Raw genomic sequence first — 22521 nt, forward strand, 5'->3', positions numbered from 1 at the left:
GAACGACATGACCATCAAACTTGCCGATCTCGACTGGGCATCGATCGCCGCGCGCTTCAAGCGCCTCTACACGCCCGCCGTGTGCGACGTGTTGGATGGCTATGAACTTCGCCATCAATACGTCCATCATTCGATCAAGCCGCTCGACCGCAGGCTGATGATCGCGGGCCCCGCCTTCACGATCGTCGGAATGCAGAATGCGACGCGCGACAAGGCCAAGCGCATGGGGCCGCGCGTGATCGACAGTTTCGTGCCGCATGTCGTGGCTTGCTACGACACGTCGGGCGACGAAACGACCGGCGTGTGGGGCGAGTTGTGGAGTGCGGGGGCGGCCAAGCGCGGTTGCGTGGGCGCCATCGTCGATGGCGGCATTCGCGACACGGCCTATATCCGCCGCGCGAAGTTCCCGATCTTCCACAAGCACACGATCCCGGGCGACGCGATCGGACGATTCAACATCGTCGATTTCGATTGCCCGGTGAATATCGGCGGCGTGCGCGTCAATCCCGGCGACTATGTGTTCGGCGACGAGGACGGCACGGTGATCGTTCCCAAGGCGCTCATCCTCGAGGTGCTCGCGAAGGCCGAGGCCGTTTGCGAGAAGGAGAACAAAATCCGCGACGCGATCGAGGACAACGCCTCGCTCGCAGATCTCTACGAAAAATACGAGCGGTTCTAAGGTGATGACGCCCGTTTCCGCGCCGATGACGATGGTATCTCGCGGTTGCGAAGAAATGCCGTCAGAATGGGCCTTGAATCAAAGTCATCATACGTCTTATGATCCCTCTTTAGGGAGGAATCATATGTCGGGATTCAAGGTCGCCAAGCCGGCGGAAACGGGGCGGCGCGATTTCGTCGTCCGCCAGCTGATCGGCATTATCCGCGAACGCAAGATCGCGCCCGGCGCGCGGCTACCGGCGGAACCGGAGCTTGCCGATATGTTCGGCGTCAGCCGCACCGTGGTGCGCGAAGCGATGCAGACCTTGCAGGCGACCGGCACGATCCGCATCGAGCAAGGGCGCGGCACGTTCTTGGCCGAAAACCCGCTGGCGCAGCCATTCAGCGTCTGGGCGACGATGAATACCCATCGCGTGGGCGAGTTGTTCGCGGTGCGCTCGATTCTGGAGGCGGAGGCCGCGAGCCTTGCCGCCAATAATCGTACCAAAGCCGATCTCGCACGCATGAAAGCCGCGCTCGATGCGGGGCAGGAGGGCGTGGCTGCGGTCGATTGGCGCGCGACGATGGCCGCCGACGTCGAATTTCACCGCGCGGTCACGCAAGCCGCCGGCCTTGGTTTGCTGCGCGAGATGCTCGAAGTCGCGATCCCCGTATGGATCGACATGACCGCCGACGTGACGCGCGAACGCCGCCGCGCGGAGCGCTTGCAACTCACACTCGACGAGCATCGTGCGGTCTATGACGCGATCAAGCTGGGCGACGGCGATGCCGCGCGGAGCGCCATCCGCGCGCATCTCGAAAATTCGCGCGACCGGCGCATCGTCAACGATGGCGGACACGCATAACCCGGCCGCGATGGCCGGTCTCGGAACGACCGAAGAATGAAAAAGGGAGGATAATGCGATGACCAACGACAAGGGTTCGATGACGCGCCGCGCGACGCTCGCGGCGGCCGCCGCACTGGCGGTCTGTTTGCCGATCGCCGATGCGGCCGCGCAGACGACGATCACGTTCTGGAACGGCTGGGACGGCAGCCGCCGTCCGCAATTGCGCGCCGTGCTCGACGAGTTCGAGCGCCGCAATCCGGATATCAAGGTCGAAAGTCTGACGCTGAGCAGCGACACGACCGCGCAGCGCTTTCTGACCGGTATCGCCTCGGGCGCCGTGCCCGATCTCTATATGACTCAGGCGGGCGATTTCTCGCGCTGGGGCTCGCTCGGCGCGTTCATGCCGCTCGACGATCTCGTCGCGCGCGACAAGATCGATCTCAACGCCACTTTCTTTCCGAGCTCGACCGAAGGCTCGCGCGTGAACGGCAAGCTGTTGCAGTTTCCGTTCAAGGTCGCGACGTCGATGCTCGTTTGGTACAACAAGGATCTGTTCCGCCAGGCCGGGCTCGACCCCGAAAAGCCGATCCGTACTTGGGCGGAATTGGAGGAAGCCGCCGCCAAGACGACGAAGCGCAGCGGCACCACGATCGAGCAACTCGGCTTCAATACTTGCCTCAATTGCTCGATGGGGACGGGTTCCGAGAACCCCTTCGTCGAGTGGATGTCGCGCAACGGCGGTTCGATCCTGTCGCCCGACGGGCGCAGCGTCGCGTTCGACTCGCCCCAGGGTGTGGACACGCTGAAATGGATGGCGGGCTTCTCGGAGCGTACCGCCGGCGGCTGGGGCAACGTGTTGCGCCAGTACGGCTCGACCTGGAAGGATCTGCGCACCAGCTTCTACACCGGCAAGATGGCGATGATCCATGACGGCCCGTTCCTCTACAACATCATGGCCAACGACGCGCCGCACATGCTCGACAAGGTCGGCGTGTTCGTTTCGCCGATGAACGCGGCCAATCCGGGTGCCAAGCAGCGCTATATCGGCTATGGCGTGCCGGGCTACGGCATTCCGGCCAAGGCGAAGAACCCCGAAGCGGCGTGGAAACTGCTGAAGTTCATCGCGATGGAAGACGCGGGCGCTTGCGAGTTCTTCCGCCAGCAGAAGCGCGCGGACACGGCGTTGCGTAACTGCAAGGTCGATCTGCCGCCGACGGTCGCTTCGGCCTTCGTGCAGAACGCCGAACTCGTCGAAGGCCATGCGGCCCCCGGCGTGTGGTCGCAGATCCACGCGCGCCTCCAGCAGATGTCGGAATCGGCGCTGCTGGGTCAAGCCACGCCCGAAGCCGCGATCAAGGCGGCGGCCGACGACGTGCGCCGCTTGCTCGCGCGTCAGACGAACTGAAGCGAAAAGGTAAGGCCGGCGCTCCCGCGAAGGGGCGCCGGCCGTTCGCCAGCATATGAATGCCAGCACGCATAGCCGCCTGACGATGACGAACCGCCGGCGCGAAGCCCTGTGGGGCCTGTTGTTCGTGTCGCCGTGGATCTTCGGGTTCGTGGTCTTCTCGGCGGGGCCGATGATCGCCTCGCTCTATCTCTCCTTCACCGAATACAACGTCGTGCAGGCGCCGACGTGGATCGGGTGGGAGAATTACGAACGCCTGTTCACCTCCGACAGGCTTTACATCAAATCGCTCTGGGTCACGCTCGAATATTCGATGGTGCGCGTGCCCCTGGTGATCGTCGTCGGCCTTGCTTTCGCGATGCTGATCAACGCGCGCTTGCGCTTCATGTCGGTGTTCCGCGTCTCGCTCTATCTGCCGTCGGTCGTGCCGTTGGTCGCGGCGTCGGTGCTGTGGCTGTGGTTCCTCAACCCGCAGCTCGGCTTCCTCAACCCTTTGATCCGCGAAGTGACCGGCTGGTCGCCGCCCAATTGGCTGCGTGATCCCGATTTCGCGCTTTACGCCATCGTGGCGCTCAGCGTCTGGCAGGTCGGCCATACGATGATGATCTTCCTGGCCGGCTTGCAGGAAATTCCGCGCGATCTTTACGAGGCCGCCGAGATCGACGGCTGCGGCCCGATCCAGCGCATGCGCCATGTGACGCTGCCGATGATGACGCCGACGATTTATTTCAACCTGATCATCGGCGTGATTCAGTCGTTCCAGGCCTTCGCGGCGGTATTCATCTTGACGCGCGGCGGACCGGCCAACGAAACGCTGATCTATGTCGTCTATCTCTATCGGCGCGGCGTCGAATACATCGAAATGGGCTATGCCTCGGCGATGGCGGCGATCCTCGTGCTCGCGATCCTGGCGCTGACGGCGCTGATCATGAAGACATCGGACAAATGGGTGACCTATGACCGCGTCTGAAGCGGCGTACGAGCCCTGGCGGCCGCATATCGGCCGTTACATCGTGTTGTTCGGCCTGTCGGCGATCTGGCTGCTGCCGGTCGTGCTGCTCGGCACGACGTCGTTGAAGACGCAGCCGCAAGTCTACGACGCGACGCGCATCTTCCCCTGGCCGCTGGCATGGGAGAATTACAAGCTCGTCCTGTTCGAGAGCTTTCCCTTCGCGCGGTTCGTGTTCAACAGCATCGTCGTCGCGATCGCGTCGGTCGCGGGCGACGTGCTGTCCAGCGCCTTCATCGCCTATGGCTTCGCGCAGTTGCGCTTTCCCGGGCGGCGGATCATGTTTCTGCTGATGATCGCGACGATGATGTTCCCGTTCGCGGTGCGCATGATCCCGTTGTTCCTGATCTTTAAGGAACTCGACTGGATCAACACCTGGTACCCGCTGATCGCGCCGTCGTTCTTCGGCACGCACGCCTTCTTCATCTTCCTGTTCCATCAGTTCTTCTTGGGCATGCCCAAATCGCTGATGGAGGCCGCGCGCATCGACGGCGCCAACGAATTGCAGATCTGGTGGCGGATCGTCATGCCGCTGTCCAAACCCGTCGTCGCGGTCGTGGCGGTGTTGGCGTTCGAGCAAAGCTGGAGCGACTTCATGTCGCCGCTGCTCTATTTGAACGATTCGAAGATGTACACGCTGCCGATGGGCCTCTACAGCCTGATCAGCGGCGACGACGTGGCGAGCAATTGGCATTTGGTGATGGCGGCGACGGTCACGATGATCCTGCCGGTCGTCGCGGTCTTCATCGTGGCACAGCGCTACTTCGTGCGCGGCGTCACGGCATCGGGAATCAAAGGATAAGCGGGGGAACGCATCATGGCGTCGGGCTATAAATTCGAGCGGTCGCTGGACGTGATCGCGCGCGTGGACGTGCTGGTTTGCGGGGCGGGCTGTGCGGGCACGGTCGCGGCGATCGCGGCGGCGCGCGAAGGGGCTTCGGTGATGGTGGTCGAGGATCGCGGCTTCGCGGGCGGCTACATCACCGGCGTGATCGGCGCGTCGTTCGACGGCTGGGTCGATCTGCGCAGCGGCTTGCCGGTCGTCGGCGGCGTGGTCGCCGAATTCGCGCGCGCGGCGGCGGGCCGCGACGACGCGATGGATGTCGCCTTCAGCCCCAGCAATGAATTGCGCGAGATGAAGGAGACGCCGGACAAAGGCAAAATCCGCTTCGGCATCGAAGCCTTCAAACGCCAAGCCGACCGCATGTTCCGCGAGGCCGGCGTCAAGGTCCTGTACTACACGCGCGTCTGCGACGTGATCCGCAACGGCGATCGCGCCGAAGCCGTGATCGTCGCGACTAAGGCGGGGCTGGGCATCATCCACGCCAAGACGATCGTCGATGCGACGGGCGACGCCGATGCGGCCGCCTATGCCGGTGCGGCGTTCGATATCTCCGACGAAATGCAGCCGATGAGCCTGCATTTCTGCATGGGCAACGTGAAGGTCGACGCGAATACCCGCGATCAGGCGAGTGCGGCCGTCGCCAAGGCCCATGCGCGCGGCGAATTGCAAGTCTATGGCGGCCCATGGATCGGGCGGCTGGAAGACGACACGCATGTTTACGTCAACGCGTGCCGTGCGCCCGGTTCGGGCATCGATCAAAATGATCTGACGCGCGCGGAAATCCAGGGCCGCTTGGACGCCAAGACGATGTTCGACGCGTTCAAGCGCGAAGTGCCGGCTTTCGCCGATGCCTATCTCGCCAGCACCGGCCCGTTCGCGGGCGTGCGCGAGACGCGCCGCATCGTCGGCGACAAAATCCTGACCGCGTCGGATGTCGAGGAAGAGCGGCCGCAAAGCGACGTTGTGGCGCTGGGCGCTTGGTATCTCGACCGCCATCCCAAGCATCAATCCGGTTACCACATGCACACGGTCGTGCGGCCCTACGATATCGCCTTCGGGACCCTATGCCCGAAGGGCTTGTCGAATCTGTTGGTCGCGGGGCGTTGCCATTCGGCGGACAGCGTGGCGCTGGCGTCGAGCCGCGTGACCGTCACGTGTATGGGCATGGGGCAGGCGGCGGGCACGGCGACGGCGATGGCGCTCGCCAATGGCGGCGATGTGCGCGCGGTCGGTATCACCAATCTGCAAAATCGCTTGCTCGATCGCGGCGCGATTATCCTCGACCGGGCCGAAAAGATTCTCCGCGTTGGCGATAAAATGGAGAACAAGCCCGTCTCGGCGGTCCGCTAACCATGGTGGACACGGTCTTGCGCGTCGGTCTGCTGGGCGTGGGCGGCGTCGCGTCGAAATACGCGGCGCTTTACGGCGAATATCCGCGCAGCAAGCTCGTCGCCGTTTACGATACGGTCGCGGCCCCGGCCGAAGAACTGCGCGCGCGTTTCGGCTGCAAAATTGCACCCAGCGCCGACGCGTTGATCGCGATGGATCTCGATGCGATCGTGATCTCCACACCCAACAATCTCCATCATGCGCAAACGCTGGCGGCCCTCGCATCGGGCAAACACGTTCTGCTGCAAAAGCCCATGACGCTGGACGTGCGGGAGGCGCAAGACCTCGTCGCCGCGTCGCATCGCGTCAAGCGCGTTTTGGCGATGTACATGAACTCACTCGACCATCCGCTGATGCGCGACATCAAGCGGATGATCGAAAGTGGGGCGTTGGGCCGCATCGGCGGCTATGAGGCGAAGCTCGCCAACGGCATGGGCCATGTCTGGGCGAACACGCCGGCGAATTTCTGGCGCGGCAGCAAGGCCGCGACCGGCGGCGGGTGCTTCACCATGCTCGCCACGCATTACCTCAATCTCGGGCAATGGCTGCTGGGTTCGGATATCGTCGAGGCCGCCGCCGATGGCGGCAATCTGATGTGCGACCATATCGAGGGCGAGGATTTGATGACCGCGCTGGTGCGCTTCGCGAACGGCGCGCGCGGCGTGATCGGGGCGTCATGGTGCGTGAAAGGCGAGCAGATGTCGGTCCATGGCAGCGACGGGTTCGCGAGCTACGTCGATAACGCGACGTTGACGATCCGCGGCACCAAAGCGTTCGACGGCGAGACGATCAAATATCGCGAGCCGGGAAAGCGGCTGGTCGTATCCGAATTGTTGCCGCCCGCGATGGGCGATTGGAAAAACCCCTATAACCAGCATCGGCGCTTTGTCGATGCGATCCTCGATGGCACGGCACCGGACGTGCCGGCCGAAGCGGGCTTACGCGACATGCGCGCGCTCGACGCCGCCTATCGTTCGCTCGCCAGCGGCAAACGCGAGAAGGTGGCGGCGTGAGAAGCGCGCTCGTTACCGGCGGCAGCGAGGGGATCGGCTTCGCGGCCGCCAAGATGCTGCTCGACGCGGGAAACGCGGTCGCGATCTGCGGCCGTCGCCAAGCGAAGCTCGACGAAGCGGTCGCCAAGCTTGGCGGCGGCAAGCGCGTGCGTGCCTTGCGCATGGATGCGACCGACGAAGCGAGCGTCGCCGCCGGTCTCGCCGAACTCGACAAGACCGGGTTCGCGATCGATATCCTGATCAACAACGCGGGCGATATCGGCAATACGGGCGGGATCGGCCCCGATCTGCCGGCGAAAATCCGCGCCTCGCTCGACGGCAATCTGCACTCCGTTGCGCGATTGAGCGTCGCCGTGGCGCCCGCGATGGCCGCGCGCGGCTGGGGGCGGATCGTCAATGTGGCGTCGCTCGCGGGGCTTGGCGGGCCGCTGGGCGTGATCCCCTATGCCGTATCCAAGGCGGCGGTGATCGCGCTAACCCGCGCGATGGCAAGCGAGTTGGGGCCGAAGGGCGTTACCGTCAACGCCGTGGCGCCGGGGGCAGTGACGACCGAAGCCTATGTCGCGCGCAAAGGCGACGCATCGATTCGCGCACGGGCGCGCTCGATCCCGACCGCGCGTTTGGCGACGCCCGACGAAGTCGCGGCGGCGATCGTCTATCTCTGCGGGGAGAACGCCGGCCAGACGACCGGGCAGATCCTGGCGATCGACGGCGGCGAGCAAGGGGCGGGGCCCTACACGTCGATGTGGAGCGATCGCCGGCCGGTGTAGTTCTAGCGGCGTTCGTTCTGGCGCAAAGGCCGCGTAAAGCAAGCTCGCCCCGAAAGCGCCATCGATGTGCTGGCGGCGCTCGGCGACGTATAGCGCGCGATCCGCATATTCTAGGATCGGGCGTATTTCCAGATCGTGGTGCGCGACACGCCGAGCAGGCGCGCGGCTTCGCTGCGGTTGCCGCCGGTCTTCGTCAACGCGTCGCGCACGCGATCCTTGATCGCGGCTTTCGCGGCGTCGTCGAGCGAGACCGATACTTCGCCGCGCGGTGCCGCGAAATCCAGCGTCGTTTCGGGAAATAGATCGTCGACGCCGATCGTGTCGCCGTCGCCCAAGGCCGCCGCGCGCTCGACGCGGTTGCGCAACTCGCGCACATTGCCGGGCCAATCATGTGCCAGCAGCGCTTCGACCGCGTCGGGCGCAAAATCCTTGCGTGGCGCCGCGGGCAGAAACCCGCGCGCCAGTATTGCGACGTCTTCGGTCCGCGCGCGCAAAGGCGGCACGGCGAGGGCGATCACGTTCAGGCGGAAATAGAGATCTTCGCGGAACGCGCCCGCGCGCACCCGCTCGGCAAGATCGGCATGGGTGGCCGCGACGATCCGCGCGCGGAAGGGAATATCCGCCTTGGCGCCAAGCGGACGGAACGCGCGCGCTTCGACGAGGCGCAAGAGCTTCGCCTGAAGATCGAGCGGCAATTCCGCGATCTCGTCCAGGAACAGCGTGCCGCCGGCGGCTTCCTCGGCGACACCTTGGCGGCGTGCGGTCGCCCCGGTGAACGCACCTTTCTCGTGCCCGAACAACAGGCTTTCGGCGAGATCGCGCGGGATTGCCGCGCAATTGATCGCCACGAAGGGGGCGGCGGCGCGCGCGCTCGAATCGTGCAGAAAACGCGCGGCGACTTCCTTGCCCGATCCGGTTTCGCCGCTCAGCAACACCGGCAGATCGGCGCGCCCCGCCTTTTGCAATTGCGCTTCAAGAACGCGCATCGCCGGTGCGGTCCCCAAACTCTCGCTCCGGCGCGGTGCAGGGGCGGCGCCAAGTGCGGCGATCAGCGCATCGATGTCGACGGGCTTGGTCAAATAGTCGCGCGCACCGCCTTTCACGAGGCGCACGGCCTGCGCGATATCGCCATGCGCGGTCATGAACCAGGTCGGGACGGGGCCGATCGCGGCGACGAGCTTGCGCCACAGCGCCTCGCCGTCGAAATCGGGCAAGCGGATGTCGCTGAGCACGATGTCGGGCGCACGCGCGCTTGCGGCGGCGACCGCACTCGCCCCCGTGGCGGCGAGTTGCGCGTCGAATCCCTCGAGCGCCAAGCGCTGAAGCAACGCGGGCCCTAATATTGGATCGTCTTCGACGAGCAAGATGCGCAAGGTTGTCACTTAGGATTCCCGCAACGGAATGGCGATGGCGACGGTCGTTCCCCCCGTCGTACCACGTTCGACGCGCGCGACGCCTTCCAGATCGCCGAGCAGCGACACGACGGCATCGAGGCCCAAGCGCGGCGCGCCGGGCGACGACGTATTGCGGCCCAGCAATTGTTCGATGCGCGAATCGTCCATGCCGGGACCTTGGTCCGCGATCGTGCAATGGAGATTGCCGTCGCGCGACTGCGCGTCGAACGCGACGGTTCCACCCTGGGGTGACGCGGCGCAGGCATTGAGCAAGAGATTGAGCAATACTTGGCGGACGCCCGAAGCGCCCAGCGCCAGCGCGTCGGGGATATCCACGCGCCAATCGAGCCGCAAGTCGCGATTGCGCAAGGCGGGCGTTAGCAGCAGCCGCAGATCGTCGAAATCGGCGCGGGTCAGGCGGCGCTCGTCCTCGGGCCGATGGAAATTCATGATCCGCGACACGATCGCGTCGATCGTATCGATGCCGCGCGCCACGAATTCGAGCGAGTCCGCGCGCACCTTCGGATCGTCGCCGAATTTCCGCAGCGTGGCGACCGCCGTGGCGAGCCCGCCCAGGGGATTGCGCACCTCGTGCGCCATCGTCGCGGCGAGGCGGCCCAGCGCCGCCGCCTGTCCGCGCTCGGCGATATCGGCGCGGAGCCTCTCGCGTTCGGTCAACGCGTCGGCCATGCGGTTATAGGCGGCGAGCAACGGGGCCGTGCGCGCATCGGCACCCGCGACGAGCGTCGCCGGCACGCGTCGCACGGCGCCGGTCCCCGCCGATTGCAGCAGCGCCAGCACGCCGTCGGCCGTCCGGTTGATCCGCCGGAGCAAAAGATAAGCGCCGATGCCGCAAACCAGGGCGATCGCGAAATCGAGCGCGATGACCGCGAGCAGCAAGTTGCGCTGCGCGTCGCGCAACGATCCGATATCGAGCGCCACGACCAGCGAATTGGCGCCGTCGGGCGGCAATGCGCGCGCGGCCCACAACATCCGCGCGGTTTCGTCATAGGCGATACGCGCGCCGGCAAGTCCGGGCGGCGGCCGATTGGCACCATGCTCGACCGAAGCGAGGCTGGCGCCGTTCCGGTCGAGGACCAGAAGTGCCGCCTCGGCGACGCCTTCCTGAACGCCGAACGCGGCGGCGAAGCGCCGCTCGACGGCGGTCCAATTTCCACCGGCCGCGTCGTCGGCGATCGCGGCGGCCAAGCCGTCGAGATAGACTTGCGCCAAGCCTTCGGTCTGGCGGTCCGCCGCGCGGTCCTTGAAATAAAGCGCGAGATGCGTGGTGCCGGTCGCGGCCGCGAACACGATAATCGCGGCGAGCAACGGCAAGCGCAGCGACAATGGCAGGGCGGCCAGCATCATCCCGCCAGAATGGCGTCGTTGGGGCCCCGGTTCAAGGCAACAAGACGAATCCCGCGCGCGCCGCCAGCAGGGCGTTCGCATCCTCGCGCAGCGCATCCAGCACGGACCGACGGATGGCGAGCGCCGCCATGACGGCCGCATCGAAGCCGGCAAGACGCCGGTCGATCTCCTCGCGCGTCGCATCGGCCGCGATCGGATCGGCCTCGACGGCGTCGTAGCCATGCGCGCGCAGCAGCGCCGTTTGCGCTTCCACTCCCGCCATGCTCTGCGCGTCGTCGCGCGCGGCGAAAACGGCGATCTTCGCGTCTTGCCATAGTCCCGTCGCCGCAAGCTTCGCGGCCAACCGCGCGCAAGCCGGCGTTCCGGCGAGCAGCAAGGCGACGCGACGAACCGGCATATGGTGTTGGACCCGCAGCACGGGACCCGCACCGTTGGCCGATAGCGTTCCGGCGAGTTCGTCGTTTCCGTCAGCCTTGCGCCCGAAGCGGTCGATCCCCGCCGGGACGATCAGCAAATCGTTGCCCGAAGCCAGCGGCAGCAGCGTTTCCAGCGCGCCTTCCGCGTGGCGCGCGGCGGCATCGACCGGCGCCGTCGCTGCGCGCGCATCGAAATCGGCCAATGCTTTGGCGGCGCGTTCGCGCTGCTGCAGGCGCAAACGGTCGCCCAGCCATTGCGACCAGGCGAGCCCGCCGACCGGTACGGCTTGCGGACGCTCGGCGAAGCCGGGATCGACGGCGGACAGTGCGGCGAGCTTGGCGCCTTGCGCGCGCGCGAGGCCCAGGGCGAACTCGCTCGCCGCGTCCTGATGGTCGCCGCCCGCCAGCCATAATGTCAGCACGCGCAACCGTCCGGATTGCGGTGCCGGATAATCCTGCGGTGCACGAATTTCCTGGGCGCTCATGATCGTGGCTCCGGCTGGAAGGGATGGGGACGCGCGACGTCCGCGCGCCGTGCGTTGCGGGGCGATGTCGAAAAGATTGCGGGGCAGATTGCCGTGCAGCGCGTCGGCGACCGTCGCCGCGGCGATGGGGGCACCCGAGATATAGGCGGCACGCCCCAGCGCATGCGACGCGATGGGCGAGGTGACGAGCAGGAAGACGACGCACAATGTGCCGATGATCAGCGCGTCGAGCGCCACGCCGCCGTCGCCGAGCGCCCAGGCGGCACCGTAGACGACGAAGCCCGAACCCACGACGCCCGCTTTGGTCGCGGCATGCATGCGCATGAACGGGTCGCGCAACCGGATCAAGCCCAGTGCGGCGATACCGACGACGATCGCGCCGGTAAGGATCGCGAGCCCCGCCCAGATTTCGAGAAGCGCGCTCATTCGCCGGGCTCCCGCGCCGGCGGGGCGCTGGCGCGTTCCAGCAAGCCGCCGAACGAAACAGCGGCGAGGAAGCCGATGAGCGCGATGCCGAAGGCGATGTCGAGATAGGCGCGCGCGCCCGTCGCCGCCGCGACCAAGGCGGCGAAGCAGATCGCGAGCAGACCCAGCATATCGGTCGCGATCGCGCGATCGGCGGTCGAAGGGCCCCGGATCAAGCGCCATGCGACGGCGCCGGTCGAAAGCCCGACGATGAAGAAGGCGAGGGCGATGCAGATCTGGAGGAAGCTCATGGCAACACCTTGCGCGCCTGCGCCTCGAGCGCGGCTTTCATGCCGTCGACCGCCGCTTGTCCGTCGGGCGCATCGATGGCGTGGACATAGAGCGTCTTCCCGTCGGGCGAGACGTCGAGACTGGTCGTGCCGGGCGTCAGCGTCACCATGTCGGCGAACAGCACGATGCCGCCGGGCGATTTGACGTCGAGCGGCACGGCGAGGATCGCGGGCCGCAAGCGGTCCGGCGGGCCGATCACGGCGAGGATCGTTGCCCAGGTCGATTTGACGAGCTCGACCGCGAAGACGAGCGCGACTTGCATCCAGGCGATGGCTTTGCTCATGGCGCCTTCTCCGCGATCTGGCCGGCATTGCCGAGCACAGCGGTGATATAGGCGTCGCGATCGAGCAGCGAAGCGGCGGCGGTCTCGGCGAGGGCCGCGAAAGGCTCCGTCCAAAGACCGATCGTCATCGTCGTCGCGCAAAGCAACGCAATGGGAAAATAAGTCGCGATGCGCTCGCCGCGCGTCCACGCGATCGGGGCCGTCGCCTCGGGGGCGGCCTTCCAGAACGCTTCGTTCCAGATTTTGATCATCGAATAGAGCGTGAGCAGGCCCACGAACAACGCGACGCCGGCGAGCCAATAGGCTTCGGCTTCGATGCCCGCGCGCACGACGGCGTATTTCCCCCAGAATCCCGATAGCGGCGGAATGCCGGCGAGCGACAAGGCGGGGATCAGAAAGCCGATCGCGAGGAGCGGTGCCGTGCGCCATAAGCCGCCGCAGCGGCCGAGCGCGAAGCTGCCGTTCTCGCGCCGTATCGCGCCCGCGACCAGGAACAGATTGGCCTTCACGACGATGTGATGGACGATATAGAGGATCGCGGCGGCGATCGCGGCCTGCGTGAGCAGCGCCACGCCGATGATCATGTAGCCGATCTGGCTGACGATGTGGAACGACAGAATGCGGCGGATATCGTAATGCGCGGCGGCGCCGAACACGCCGAACACCATCGTCGCCGCGGCGACCCAGGCGAAGATCGGCCCGAAGAACGCGACGTCGTGCGCGTAGACCAGCGCGAACAGGCGCAAGATCGCGTAGACGCCGACCTTGGTCAGCAGGCCCGCGAAGATCGCCGCGACCGGCATCGACGCGGTGTGATAGGCCGCGGGCAGCCAGTTGAACAGCGGGAACAGCGCCGCTTTTGCGCCGAACGACACGAGGAACATGACCCCGATCGCCGCGAGCAGGCCCTGGTTTTCGGCCAGCGGTGCGACGCGCGCCAGATCGGCGAAATTGAGCGTGCCGAGCTGGCCGTACAGCAGCCCGACCGCCATCAGGAACACCGTCGTCCCGACCAGGTTCAAGAACACGTAGCGCAACCCGCCATCGATCTGCGCGCGCGTGCGGTCGAGCACCAGCAAGCCGAACGAAGCGATCAGCATCACCTCGAACCAGACATAGAGGTTGAATATGTCGCCCGCGACGAAAGCGCCGCACACGCCGAGCATCAAACTGTGGAACAGCGGCTGGAACCCGGCGCGGTCGCGCGCCGCCGCGTCCGGCCCCATCGCGTAGATCGACACGGACAGCGCCATCAATCCGGCGATCGCCAGCATGATCGCGGAGAAAGCATCGACGACCAGCGCGATGCCGAAGGGGGCAGGCCAGTCGCCCATTTGCGCGACCAGGATCGAACCGTCGGCCGTATGCACGACCAGCATCAGGCTCGCGGCGAGCAGCGACGCCGATGCGCCGACGCCGACGATGCGTTGCGCCGCGATGCGCGTACGCAGCAATGCCGTCACAGCGGCCGCGAATAGCGGGATCAGCAGGGGGGCGACGATCAGCAGCATCGCCTAAGCCGCCCGCTTGACGGCGGGCGCGCTTGGCGCCGCCGGTTTCTTCGCCGCTTCGATCGGCGTTTCGGCCGCGTCCAAATCGGCGGCATCGACGCTGTGGAACTCGGCGTTGGCGCGTACGACGAGCATCAATGCGAATACGGTCAAGCCGAAGCCGATCACGATCGCGGTAAGGATCAGCGCTTGGGGCAGCGGGTTCGCCGTGCCCGCTTCCAGCACATCCGCACCGGGCGCCACGAAGGGCGGCAAGGTCGCGCCAAGCCGTCCGCTCGCGAAGATCGTGAGATTGACGGCCGAGCCGAACAACACGAAGCCGATCAGCACGCGCGGCAGATCATGCGCCAGGAACATGTAGACGCCGACGGATACCAGCCCGCCGATGGCAAGGGCGACGATCGGATCCATCAGAGCGTTTCCTCTTCCATCAACGACAGGAACAGCGTGGCGACCGTGCCGACGACGGTGATGTAGACGCCGGCGTCGAACAGGATCGTGGTGCCCAGCGGCAGCACGATGCCGATATCCGGGAACCACCAGAGATGCGTGAGATAGGGCCCGGCGGCGCCCAGCAAGGCGGGGATCCCGCTCGCGGCGGCGAGCAGCACGCCGATGGCGCAATAGCTCGTTGGCGCCAAACGCAGCAGCTTGCGCGTCGGCGCGGCACCGAACGCGATCGCGTGAAAAATGAGGCCGACGCCCGCGAGCAAGCCGCCGATGAAACCGCCGCCCGGCTCGTTATGGCCGCGCAGCAACACGTAAAGCGACGCGGCCAGCGGCAGCCACAGCAACATTGGTGCCGAGACGCGCAAGATCAGCGAGGCGCTCATTTCGCCGCTCCTTTGCGCAGCAATGCGGCGACCGCGAAGGCGGCGATGGCCAGCACGGTGATCTCGCCCAGCGTGTCCAGCGCGCGGAAATCGACCAGAATGACGTTGACGACGTTGCGGCCATGCGCGGCGGCGGCGGAATTTTCGCCGAACCACAGCGACAAGCGCGGATCGAACGGTGTGGCGAGGACGCTCGCCAGAACCAGCGCGACCGCGAGGCCGACAAGCAAGGCCACGCTTGCGTCGCCGAGCTTCTGGCGGGCGCTGCGCGTATCCGTCCGGCGCAAGGGCAAGCGCAGCAACGCCGCCGCCAGAATCGCGACCATCAACGTCTCGACCGAGAATTGGGTGAAGGCGACATCGGGCGCGCCGAAGGTCAGGAAGATCAACGCGATCGAGAACCCGACGAGGCCCAATGCCAGCACGGCGGCGATGGCGGTGCGCGCCATGGCGGTGGCGATCGCACCGATCAGCATCGCCGCGAACAGCAGCAAACGTGGATCCGTCAGATTATCGGCCGCCGGCCACGCCGCACCGCCGCGCAGAATCAGCGTCGCAAGCGTCGCGATCGCCAGCACCAGGAACAACGTACGCAGATAGCCGCGCAACGAGCCGTGCTGGATGTTGCGCGTGCATGTCTCCGCGAAGGTGATCAGTGCCGCAAGACCGCGCTCATAGGCGGCGGCGGGCGCGTAGCGGTCGACGACGCGCAGCGCCTTGAAGCGCGGCACGAGCGGTCCCCAGGCGAGATACAGCGCCACGCCGACGACGATCGTCGCCGCACTCAGAAGCAAAACGGTATTGAAGCCGTGCCAGAGCTTCAGCGGGACGGCGGCGGGGCGCCCGAGGATCGCGGCGGCGGCGGGCTCGACGAAAGCGCCGCCGAGCAAAGCGGGCAGCAGGCCGGCGATCAGCCCCAGAACGGCGAGGATGATCGGGCCCGCCAGCATCGCCGCCGGCGGATCATGCGGTTTGTTGGGTGTGGGCGTGGGCGCGCCGAAGAACAGGCGATAGGACATGATCCCGGCGATGGCGACCGTGGCGGCGTTCACCAGAAAGCCAAGGCCGAGCAGCGCCGCGGCGCCGGGGCCGAGATCGAGCTTGGCTTCGTAGATCAGTTCCTTCGCGACGAAGCCGACGAAAGGCGGCAGGCCGCTCATCGAGAAGGCGGCAAGCGTGGCGGCCAGCGCCGTCAACGGCATGGCGCGGGCGAGGCCGCGCAGCGCGCTCGCATCGCGCAGACCCGTTTCGTGGTCGACGATGCCCGCGACCATGAACAACGCTGCCTTATAGAAGGCGTGGACGATCAGGAACGTGACGGCAGCGGCGATGGAAAGCTCGGGCGCGATGCCGATCAGCATCACCAGCGTGCCCAGTGCCGCGACCGTCGTCTGGGCGAGCACGCGCTTCAGATCGGTCTCGCGGAAGGCCATTGCCATACCGGTGGCGGCCGTCGCGATGCCGAATCCGGCGAGGATCGTCTGCCACAACGCTTCATCCTGATAGAGCGGGTTGAATCGCGCGAGCAGATAGACGCCGAGTTTCACCATCGTCGCCGAGTGGAGATAGGCGCTGACCGGTGTCGGTGCCGCCATCGCGTTGGGTAGCCAGAAATGCAGCGGTACTTGTGCGGATTTGGCGAAGCAGCCTGCGATCACCAGTAGCATCGCCGGTATCGCGGCGGGATGGGCGAGGACGGCCTCGCGCGCGGCGAGAATGCCGGAGAGGCTCGTCGTTTCGGCGGCGAGCGCGATCGGGATCAAGCCGCCCAATAGGGCGAGCCCGCCCGCACCGGTGACCAGCAGCGCTTGCAGCGCCGCGCGCCGCGCGGCCGGGTTTTCGTGGTCGTAGCCGACCAGGAAGAACGAGGCGAGGCTCGTCAATTCCCAGAACACGAACAACACGACGATATCGTCGGCGGTGACGGCCCCCGCCATCGCGGTCATGAACAGGATCAGCACCACGACAAGACGGCGCAAGCGCGGATCGCCGGCCAGATAGGCATGCGCGTAGATGAAGATCAGCGCGCCAATTCCGGCGATCAGCAGCAGGAAGACCAGCGACAATCCATCGACGCGCAAGCCGCCGGCGATGCCGAGCGAAGGCACGGACCAGAAGGGAGCGACGACGGCGGCGCCATCGCCGATCGCGCCGACATAGCCGAGCGCAATCGCGAACAGGGCGAGGGCGCTGGCCGCACCGAACGGTGCCGCGACCGCACGGGGGATGCGCGTCGCGGCGAGCGTGGCGGCGGTGCCGATCAGAATGAGCCAAACGGGCGAAAACATGCCCGTCGCATTCCAATCGCCATGCCAAGTCCGGATGGCGGAAATATCAGTCGGTTAGCGCGCGTTCGCCGCGCAACCGTTCACGCTCGTGAACGGTTGCGGCGTTCAATCCGTTCACGCGGGTGAACGGGGCTCGCGGTCCAAGTTGCGAACGCGTTACCCCTATTTCCCCCAGCGTAGGACGAGCGGGTCGAGACTGCGCGCGATCTCAAGAAGTTCGGCGCGCGTCGCCGGATGCATCTGCACCTGCGGCCGGCGCGTGGCGCCCGACTTGAACACGCCGCCCGCTTCCATCAGCACCTTGGCGGCCGCAAGCCCGCATTGCCGGTTCTCGAAATTGATCAGCGGCAGCCAGCGCGCATAGGCTTCGGTCGCCGCTTTGCGATCGCCCGCCGCGTGCGGATCGAAGATCGCGCGAATACCGTCAGGGTAGCCGCCGCCGGGCATCGTGCCCGTGGCACCGGCGTTGAGATCGGCAAGCAGCGTGATGCCTTCCTCGCCGTCCCAAGGCCCGACGATGGGTGCACCGCCTTCGGCGATCAACGCGCGCAACTTGTTGGCCGCTTGCGGCACTTCGATCTTGAAGTAGCTGACATTCGCGATCTCGCGCGCCATGCGGGCGAGCAGGGGCACCGACAACGGCGTGCCCGCGACGGGCGCGTCCTGGATCATGATCGGGATCGTGATCGCGTCCGACACGCGCTTGAAGAAATCGTAGATCGCGGGCTCGGGCGCTCGGATCGTGGCACCATGATAGGGCGGCATGATCATGACCATCGATGCACCCGCGTCCTGCGCGCGGCGGCTGCGCTCGGCGCAAGCATCGGACGAGAAATGCGTCGTGGTCACGATGATCGGCACGCGGCCAGCGTTGTGCTTCAGCACGCAATCCATCACGGTCTCGCGCTCGGCGTCGGTCAATGCGAATTGTTCGGACCAATTGGCGAGGATGCAGATTCCGTGCGAGCCCGCATCGATCATGAAATCGATGCAGCGCTTTTGGCCTTCCAGGTCCAAACGCCCGTCCGCATCGAACACGGTGGGCGCCACCGGAAACACGCCGCGATAGATCATCGTCTTCTCCCATTTACGTTTTGTATGCGCGCGATCGATGCTCGATTCCGAAAAGTAGAAGGGCAAATCCGAACATCGTCCGAGCGCTACACTATCAGAAGTCTTGCGCGCGGCTGCGACATCGCGATGCGGTATCCGGGTTCATATCGTAGGTTCCGATATAAACCCGTTCTTTAATTGTCATCGCCGGAGGGCGTCCATACGATCCCGTTCGGTCGTCAGGATTCGCATGCGGATTCAATTCCGCAAGGATCGGCGATCGGAAAAAAGAACGCGCGGGCGACGTTCGCGCGGAAAACATACGGGAGGATCCCATGAAATCCGCCGCACGATGGCTTGCCGCCGGCGTTTTGGCAGGCTCGACGTTCTGGGGGCTGATTCAGCCCGCGAACGCCCAAGGCATTCCAAAAGACATTCCGCGCAATCAACTCCTGATTCTCGAAAACCCCGAGGGGACGGTCAAGAACGCGGCGTGGTTCAATATCTGGGCTATCAACGCCAACAGCCAATCCAACGGGTTGCAGCAGGCCGCGTTGGACACGCTGTGGTATATCGATCCGAATAGCGGTATCGACGGCGTGTGGGACAACTCCCTTGCGTCGGAGAAGCCCGTTTACAACGCGAACTTCACCGAGATGCGTGTGAAGTTGCGCCGCGGTATCTATTGGAGCGACGGCGTCGAGTTCACCTCGGCCGACGTGAAATTCACCGTCGATATGATGGTGAAGACGCCCGGCATGCGCTGGAGCGCCGTTCTCGCCAATGCGGTGGAAACGGTCGAAACGCCGGACGCCGAAACCGTGATCTTCAAGTTGAAGCGCCCGAATTCGCGCTTCCACTCGCTGTTCACCGTGCGCTGGAACGCGATCTGGATCGCGCCCAAGCATATCTTCGAGAAGGCCGAAGACCCCAACAAGTTCGCTTTCGAGAAGCCGGTTTCGCTGTCGGCCTATGTGCTGCACAGCCACGATCCGGACGGCAAATGGTATATCTGGCAGCGCCGCTCGGATTGGCAGCGCACGTCGTTGGCCCGCTTCGGCGAGCCCGCGCCGCGCTACCTCGCTTACGTCGATCCGGGTCCGCCGGATAAGCGCGTGATCGCGCAGATGAACAAGGAGCTCGACGTCGTCCACGACATCGCGCCCGAAGGCATGTTCACGCTCGCGCGCCAGAACCCGACCTCGAAGGCGTGGTTCAAGGGTTTCCCGTTCGGGCATCCCGATCCCACGCTGCCGTCGGCGATCTTCAACACCCAGCTCGACATGTTCAAGAACAAGGACGTGCGTTGGGCGTTGACGCTGCTGGTCGACATCAAGGCCGTTTCGATGGCGTCCTATCGCGGTGCGGCGACGATCTCGCCGATCCACGTGCCGCCGACCGGCCGCCATCCGGAGACGTATCACCTCGCGATGCAGGATTGGCTCGCGGATTTCGAGATCGACACCGGCAAGCGCAAGATCAAGCCGTATGACCGGACGATGGCGCGCCAGATCGCGGACAGCTTGCGTCCGTCGATGGGCAACCAGATCCCGTCGGATCCGAAGGACATCGCGAAGGCCTTCGGGACCGGCTGGTGGAAGCCCGATCCGCAGGCGGCCACCGAATTGCTGGAGCGCGCGGGTTTCCGCAAGCAAGGCAATCAGTGGCTCAAGCCCGACGGCACGCCGTTCGTCATCCGCGTGGTGGTGGAAGGCGACGCGCGTCCGATCATGACCCGCGCGGGTTCGATGATCGCGCAAAGCTGGCGTCAGTTCGGGATCGACGCGCGCGTCGACGTGGCGGCGGGCACGCTGCTCACGCGCCGCGCGGCGGGCGATTTCGACGTGATCCTGAGCTGGAGCGTCGAGACCTGGGGCGGTCACCAGGATCTGTCCTTCTTCATGGACAGCTGGCACTCGGCCTATGTCGCGCCCCCGGGGCAATCGCAGCCTTCGCGCAACTGGCAGCGCTGGTCGCACCCGGAGCTCGACAAGATCATCGAACAGATCCGCGGGATCGACTTCGACGATCCCAAGGGCATCGAGCTCGGCAAGGAGTTCGTCAAGCTCGCGACGCGCGAAATGCCGGTGATCCCGCTGATGTCGTACAACGTGTTCACCGTGGCCGACGAAACCTACTGGACCGGTTTCCCGACCGCGGACAACCCGTACGCCAATCCGGTGCCGAACTGGGGTAACTCCCGCTACATGTTCGTGAAGATCAAGCCGAAGCAGTAAGCGACGATCCGCTCCGGCCGGCCGGCATGCGCAGTTCGCGTGCCGGCCGGAAGGCGGACTTCACGTTCCCCGGGAAAGCACACGAATATGCGCGCCTACGCCAGATATGCCTTCGGCCGGTTTTTGCAATTTCTGCTGGTCGTCTTCATCGGCATCAATATCGCCTATATCATCACGCATGCCACGCCGATCGATCCGGTGGAGCATACGGTTTCCGTCGCCACGGCTTTCGGGCACACGGCCCCCGAAGCGATCGAATCGATGCGCCAGTCGTTGCGCGAGCTCTATGGCCTGACCGGTTCGCCGATCGAGCAGTATCTGAATTTCTGGCGCCGCGTTCTGGTCGCCGATTTCGGACCTTCGCTCTCCGCCTTTCCGTCGCCCGTGTCGACGCTGATCGGGCGCGCCATTCCCTGGACGGTCGGTCTGTTGGGCGTGGCCACGATTCTCACCTGGATCATCGGCAATCTGCTGGGCGGTCTCGCCGGCTATTATCGCCGCAGCCGTATCCTTAAGGGCTTCGGCATCGTCGCGATGGCGCTGCATCCGATGCCCTACTATATCGCCGCGATCCTGCTGCTGATCGTGTTCGGCTATCTCTGGCCGATCCTGCCGATCTCGGGCGGTTCCCAGATGAACGTCGCGCGCGGCTGGTCGTCCGAATACATTCTGTCGGTCGTTCGCCATTCGATGCTGCCGCTGTTGTCGCTGCTGCTCGTCGGGCTGGGCGGCTGGTTCGTCGGCATGCGCAGCCTCGTGTCGAACGTCGTGACCGAGGATTACGTCGTCTACGCCGAACTCGCGGGCGTGTCGAAGCGGCGCATCCTGACCGCTTACGTGATGCGCAACGCAATCGCCCCGCAGGTCACCGGCCTCGCGATTTCGCTCGGCCATGTCTTCTCCGGGGCGCTGATCACCGAACGCGTGTTCGGTTATCCGGGCATCGGCTCGCTGCTGGTCGACGGCGTTCACGCCGGCGATTACAGCCTCGTCCTCGGCGTCACGACGGTGTCGATCGTCGGCGTTTCGCTCGCGGTGCTGGTCATCGACTTGATCTATCCGCTTATCGACCCTCGCGTCACGGTATCTTGAGCATGTTCGTCGTTCTTCGCGATCTCCTGCGCTACAACGGCGAATTCCTCGCCGGCATCCTCATGACCGGCGTGGTCGTGGCGATGGCGCTGCTATCTTTCGTCTCGCCGTATCCGCCGCTCGACCAGTTCGTGGCGCCGATGGACGTGCCGCCCTCGGGCGCGCATTGGTTCGGCACCACGTCGCGCGGGCAGGATCTGTTCTGGCTGCTGACCTACTCGATCCGCAACACGCTGGCCTTCGGCCTGCTGGTCGCGATTTTGAGCCGCATCCTGTCGCTGTCGATCGGCTTGCTCGCCGGCTATCGCGGCGGCTGGGTCGATCGGGTGCTGATGTCGATCAACGACACCTTCATCGTCATCCCGCTATTCCCGATCCTGGTGCTGTTCTACTTCGTCATGCGCGACAACATGTCGTGGGTGATGCTGGCGGTGCTGACGGCGCTGTTGGGCTGGTCCTACGACGCGCGGCTGATCCGCTCCGTGGCGCTCAGTCTCCGGCATCGGGAATTCACGCAGACGGCCGTGTTCTCCGGCATGCGCACGCACGAAATCCTGTCGCGCGAGCATTTGCCCTTCGTGCTGCCGATCGTGTTCTCGACCTCGCTCAACAATATGAACTGGTCGATCGGCTTGGAGGTGACGCTCGCGGTGCTGGGCTTCACCGATATCAATCGGCCCAGCGTGGGCGGGATGATCTATTGGGCCAATCAGCACAGCGCCGTCGTTGCCGGCGTGTGGTGGTGGATCGCGTTCCCGGTCGGCCTGGTGGTGATGCTGTTCATCGGCCTCTATCTGCTCGCGATCTCGATGAACGAGTACATCGATCCGCGATCTAGGCTCGAACGGGGCGGGGGGCGCAAAGAATGAG

The 22521-nt window shown here is 65.4% G+C and carries 21 protein-coding genes; 11 read left to right on the forward strand and 10 right to left on the reverse strand.

The genetic code is table 11. The annotated features are described in order from the left end of the window. The first annotated feature begins 7 nt into the window (after nt 1-7). From J0H39_18145 to J0H39_18180, 8 genes are all read left to right on the forward strand, one after another. A complete protein-coding gene (locus tag J0H39_18145; protein MBN9498677.1) occupies nt 8-679 on the forward strand; it encodes an RraA family protein in 672 nt (223 codons plus the stop codon). A gap of 124 nt (nt 680-803) precedes the next feature. Beyond that, complete coding sequence (locus J0H39_18150) at nt 804-1523, forward strand: FadR family transcriptional regulator (protein ID MBN9498678.1); 720 nt, start codon at nt 804-806, stop codon at nt 1521-1523. A 58-nt stretch (nt 1524-1581) separates the two neighbouring features. After that, a complete protein-coding gene (locus J0H39_18155) occupies nt 1582-2910 on the forward strand; it encodes a sugar ABC transporter substrate-binding protein (protein ID MBN9498679.1) in 1329 nt (442 codons plus the stop codon). A gap of 55 nt (nt 2911-2965) precedes the next feature. Continuing rightward, a complete protein-coding gene (locus tag J0H39_18160; GenBank protein ID MBN9498680.1) occupies nt 2966-3880 on the forward strand; it encodes a sugar ABC transporter permease in 915 nt (304 codons plus the stop codon). After that, entirely contained in the window at nt 3867-4721 is an 855-nt protein-coding gene (locus tag J0H39_18165) for a carbohydrate ABC transporter permease (protein MBN9498681.1), read from the forward strand. The genes J0H39_18160 and J0H39_18165 overlap by 14 nt, the downstream gene beginning before the upstream one ends. Nucleotides 4722-4736: 15 nt before the next feature. Next, on the forward strand, nt 4737-6113 hold the full coding sequence (locus J0H39_18170) for an FAD-dependent oxidoreductase (GenBank protein MBN9498682.1): 1377 nt from the start codon (nt 4737-4739) through the stop codon (nt 6111-6113). 2 nt (nt 6114-6115) lie between these two features. Next, nucleotides 6116-7165, forward strand: a complete 1050-nt coding sequence (locus tag J0H39_18175; protein MBN9498683.1) for a Gfo/Idh/MocA family oxidoreductase — start codon at nt 6116-6118, stop codon at nt 7163-7165. Further along, nucleotides 7162-7935 (forward strand): SDR family oxidoreductase, encoded by a 774-nt coding sequence (locus J0H39_18180; protein ID MBN9498684.1) that lies wholly within the window; start codon nt 7162-7164, stop codon nt 7933-7935. Before J0H39_18175 ends, J0H39_18180 begins: the two co-directional genes overlap by 4 nt. Nucleotides 7936-8045: 110 nt before the next feature. Here J0H39_18180 and J0H39_18185 read toward each other — a convergent pair whose 3' ends face one another. The 10 genes from J0H39_18185 to J0H39_18230 all read right to left on the reverse strand — a co-directional run bounded on the left by J0H39_18185 (nt 8046) and on the right by J0H39_18230 (nt 18343). Beyond that, complete coding sequence (locus tag J0H39_18185) at nt 8046-9317, reverse strand: sigma-54-dependent Fis family transcriptional regulator (protein ID MBN9498685.1); 1272 nt, start codon at nt 9315-9317, stop codon at nt 8046-8048. Next, nucleotides 9318-10697, reverse strand: coding sequence for a HAMP domain-containing histidine kinase (locus J0H39_18190; protein MBN9498686.1), 1380 nt, complete (start codon nt 10695-10697; stop codon nt 9318-9320). A gap of 31 nt (nt 10698-10728) precedes the next feature. Then, nucleotides 10729-12024: a monovalent cation/H(+) antiporter subunit G gene (locus tag J0H39_18195; protein ID MBN9498687.1), complete on the reverse strand. Its 1296-nt coding sequence runs from the start codon at nt 12022-12024 to the stop codon at nt 10729-10731. Then, a complete protein-coding gene (locus J0H39_18200; protein MBN9498688.1) occupies nt 12021-12314 on the reverse strand; it encodes a hypothetical protein in 294 nt (97 codons plus the stop codon). Before J0H39_18200 ends, J0H39_18195 begins: the two co-directional genes overlap by 4 nt. Beyond that, a complete protein-coding gene (locus J0H39_18205; GenBank protein ID MBN9498689.1) occupies nt 12311-12637 on the reverse strand; it encodes a Na+/H+ antiporter subunit E in 327 nt (108 codons plus the stop codon). Before J0H39_18205 ends, J0H39_18200 begins: the two co-directional genes overlap by 4 nt. Next, nucleotides 12634-14148: a Na+/H+ antiporter subunit D gene (locus tag J0H39_18210; GenBank protein MBN9498690.1), complete on the reverse strand. Its 1515-nt coding sequence runs from the start codon at nt 14146-14148 to the stop codon at nt 12634-12636. Before J0H39_18210 ends, J0H39_18205 begins: the two co-directional genes overlap by 4 nt. Before the next feature lie 3 nt (nt 14149-14151). After that, nucleotides 14152-14559 (reverse strand): NADH-quinone oxidoreductase subunit K, encoded by a 408-nt coding sequence (locus J0H39_18215; GenBank protein MBN9498691.1) that lies wholly within the window; start codon nt 14557-14559, stop codon nt 14152-14154. After that, nucleotides 14559-14981 carry a Na(+)/H(+) antiporter subunit B gene (locus J0H39_18220; GenBank protein ID MBN9498692.1) on the reverse strand — a complete coding sequence of 141 codons (423 nt, stop codon included), beginning with the start codon at nt 14979-14981 and terminating at the stop codon, nt 14559-14561. The genes J0H39_18215 and J0H39_18220 overlap by 1 nt, the downstream gene beginning before the upstream one ends. Next, nucleotides 14978-17269, reverse strand: a complete 2292-nt coding sequence (locus J0H39_18225) for a DUF4040 domain-containing protein (GenBank protein ID MBN9498693.1) — start codon at nt 17267-17269, stop codon at nt 14978-14980. Before J0H39_18225 ends, J0H39_18220 begins: the two co-directional genes overlap by 4 nt. A 162-nt stretch (nt 17270-17431) precedes the next feature. Next, nucleotides 17432-18343 (reverse strand): dihydrodipicolinate synthase family protein, encoded by a 912-nt coding sequence (locus J0H39_18230; protein ID MBN9498694.1) that lies wholly within the window; start codon nt 18341-18343, stop codon nt 17432-17434. A 314-nt stretch (nt 18344-18657) separates the two neighbouring features. Here J0H39_18230 and J0H39_18235 point away from each other — a divergent pair, with 314 nt between their 5' ends. The 3 genes from J0H39_18235 to J0H39_18245 all read left to right on the forward strand — a co-directional run bounded on the left by J0H39_18235 (nt 18658) and on the right by J0H39_18245 (nt 22520). Next, nucleotides 18658-20559, forward strand: a complete 1902-nt coding sequence (locus tag J0H39_18235; GenBank protein ID MBN9498695.1) for an ABC transporter substrate-binding protein — start codon at nt 18658-18660, stop codon at nt 20557-20559. 87 nt (nt 20560-20646) lie between these two features. Further along, a complete protein-coding gene (locus J0H39_18240; protein MBN9498696.1) occupies nt 20647-21651 on the forward strand; it encodes an ABC transporter permease in 1005 nt (334 codons plus the stop codon). Nucleotides 21652-21653: 2 nt separating this feature from the next. Then, nucleotides 21654-22520 (forward strand): ABC transporter permease, encoded by an 867-nt coding sequence (locus tag J0H39_18245; GenBank protein MBN9498697.1) that lies wholly within the window; start codon nt 21654-21656, stop codon nt 22518-22520. The last annotated feature ends 1 nt before the right edge of the window (nt 22521 follow it).

It is taken from the genome of Alphaproteobacteria bacterium (genome assembly GCA_017308135.1).
Classification (GTDB): domain Bacteria; phylum Pseudomonadota; class Alphaproteobacteria; order CACIAM-22H2; family CACIAM-22H2; genus Tagaea.

Excerpts from the sequence above, each read along its gene's own strand:
- J0H39_18145 (MBN9498677.1), top strand. The coding sequence starts at position 8 with ATGACCATCAAACTTGCCGATCTCGACTGGGCATCGATCGCCGCGCGC.
- J0H39_18150 (MBN9498678.1), top strand. The coding sequence starts at position 804 with ATGTCGGGATTCAAGGTCGCCAAGCCGGCGGAAACGGGGCGGCGCGAT.
- J0H39_18155 (MBN9498679.1), top strand. The coding sequence starts at position 1,582 with ATGACCAACGACAAGGGTTCGATGACGCGCCGCGCGACGCTCGCGGCG.
- J0H39_18160 (MBN9498680.1), top strand. The coding sequence starts at position 2,966 with ATGAATGCCAGCACGCATAGCCGCCTGACGATGACGAACCGCCGGCGC.
- J0H39_18165 (MBN9498681.1), top strand. The coding sequence starts at position 3,867 with ATGACCGCGTCTGAAGCGGCGTACGAGCCCTGGCGGCCGCATATCGGC.
- J0H39_18170 (MBN9498682.1), top strand. The coding sequence starts at position 4,737 with ATGGCGTCGGGCTATAAATTCGAGCGGTCGCTGGACGTGATCGCGCGC.
- J0H39_18175 (MBN9498683.1), top strand. The coding sequence starts at position 6,116 with ATGGTGGACACGGTCTTGCGCGTCGGTCTGCTGGGCGTGGGCGGCGTC.
- J0H39_18190 (MBN9498686.1), bottom strand. The coding sequence starts at position 10,697 with ATGATGCTGGCCGCCCTGCCATTGTCGCTGCGCTTGCCGTTGCTCGCC.
- J0H39_18195 (MBN9498687.1), bottom strand. The coding sequence starts at position 12,024 with ATGAGCGCGCTTCTCGAAATCTGGGCGGGGCTCGCGATCCTTACCGGC.
- J0H39_18200 (MBN9498688.1), bottom strand. The coding sequence starts at position 12,314 with ATGAGCTTCCTCCAGATCTGCATCGCCCTCGCCTTCTTCATCGTCGGG.
- J0H39_18205 (MBN9498689.1), bottom strand. The coding sequence starts at position 12,637 with ATGAGCAAAGCCATCGCCTGGATGCAAGTCGCGCTCGTCTTCGCGGTC.
- J0H39_18210 (MBN9498690.1), bottom strand. The coding sequence starts at position 14,148 with ATGCTGCTGATCGTCGCCCCCCTGCTGATCCCGCTATTCGCGGCCGCT.
- J0H39_18215 (MBN9498691.1), bottom strand. The coding sequence starts at position 14,559 with ATGGATCCGATCGTCGCCCTTGCCATCGGCGGGCTGGTATCCGTCGGC.
- J0H39_18220 (MBN9498692.1), bottom strand. The coding sequence starts at position 14,981 with ATGAGCGCCTCGCTGATCTTGCGCGTCTCGGCACCAATGTTGCTGTGG.
- J0H39_18225 (MBN9498693.1), bottom strand. The coding sequence starts at position 17,269 with ATGTTTTCGCCCGTTTGGCTCATTCTGATCGGCACCGCCGCCACGCTC.
- J0H39_18230 (MBN9498694.1), bottom strand. The coding sequence starts at position 18,343 with ATGATCTATCGCGGCGTGTTTCCGGTGGCGCCCACCGTGTTCGATGCG.
- J0H39_18235 (MBN9498695.1), top strand. The coding sequence starts at position 18,658 with ATGAAATCCGCCGCACGATGGCTTGCCGCCGGCGTTTTGGCAGGCTCG.
- J0H39_18240 (MBN9498696.1), top strand. The coding sequence starts at position 20,647 with ATGCGCGCCTACGCCAGATATGCCTTCGGCCGGTTTTTGCAATTTCTG.
- J0H39_18245 (MBN9498697.1), top strand. The coding sequence starts at position 21,654 with ATGTTCGTCGTTCTTCGCGATCTCCTGCGCTACAACGGCGAATTCCTC.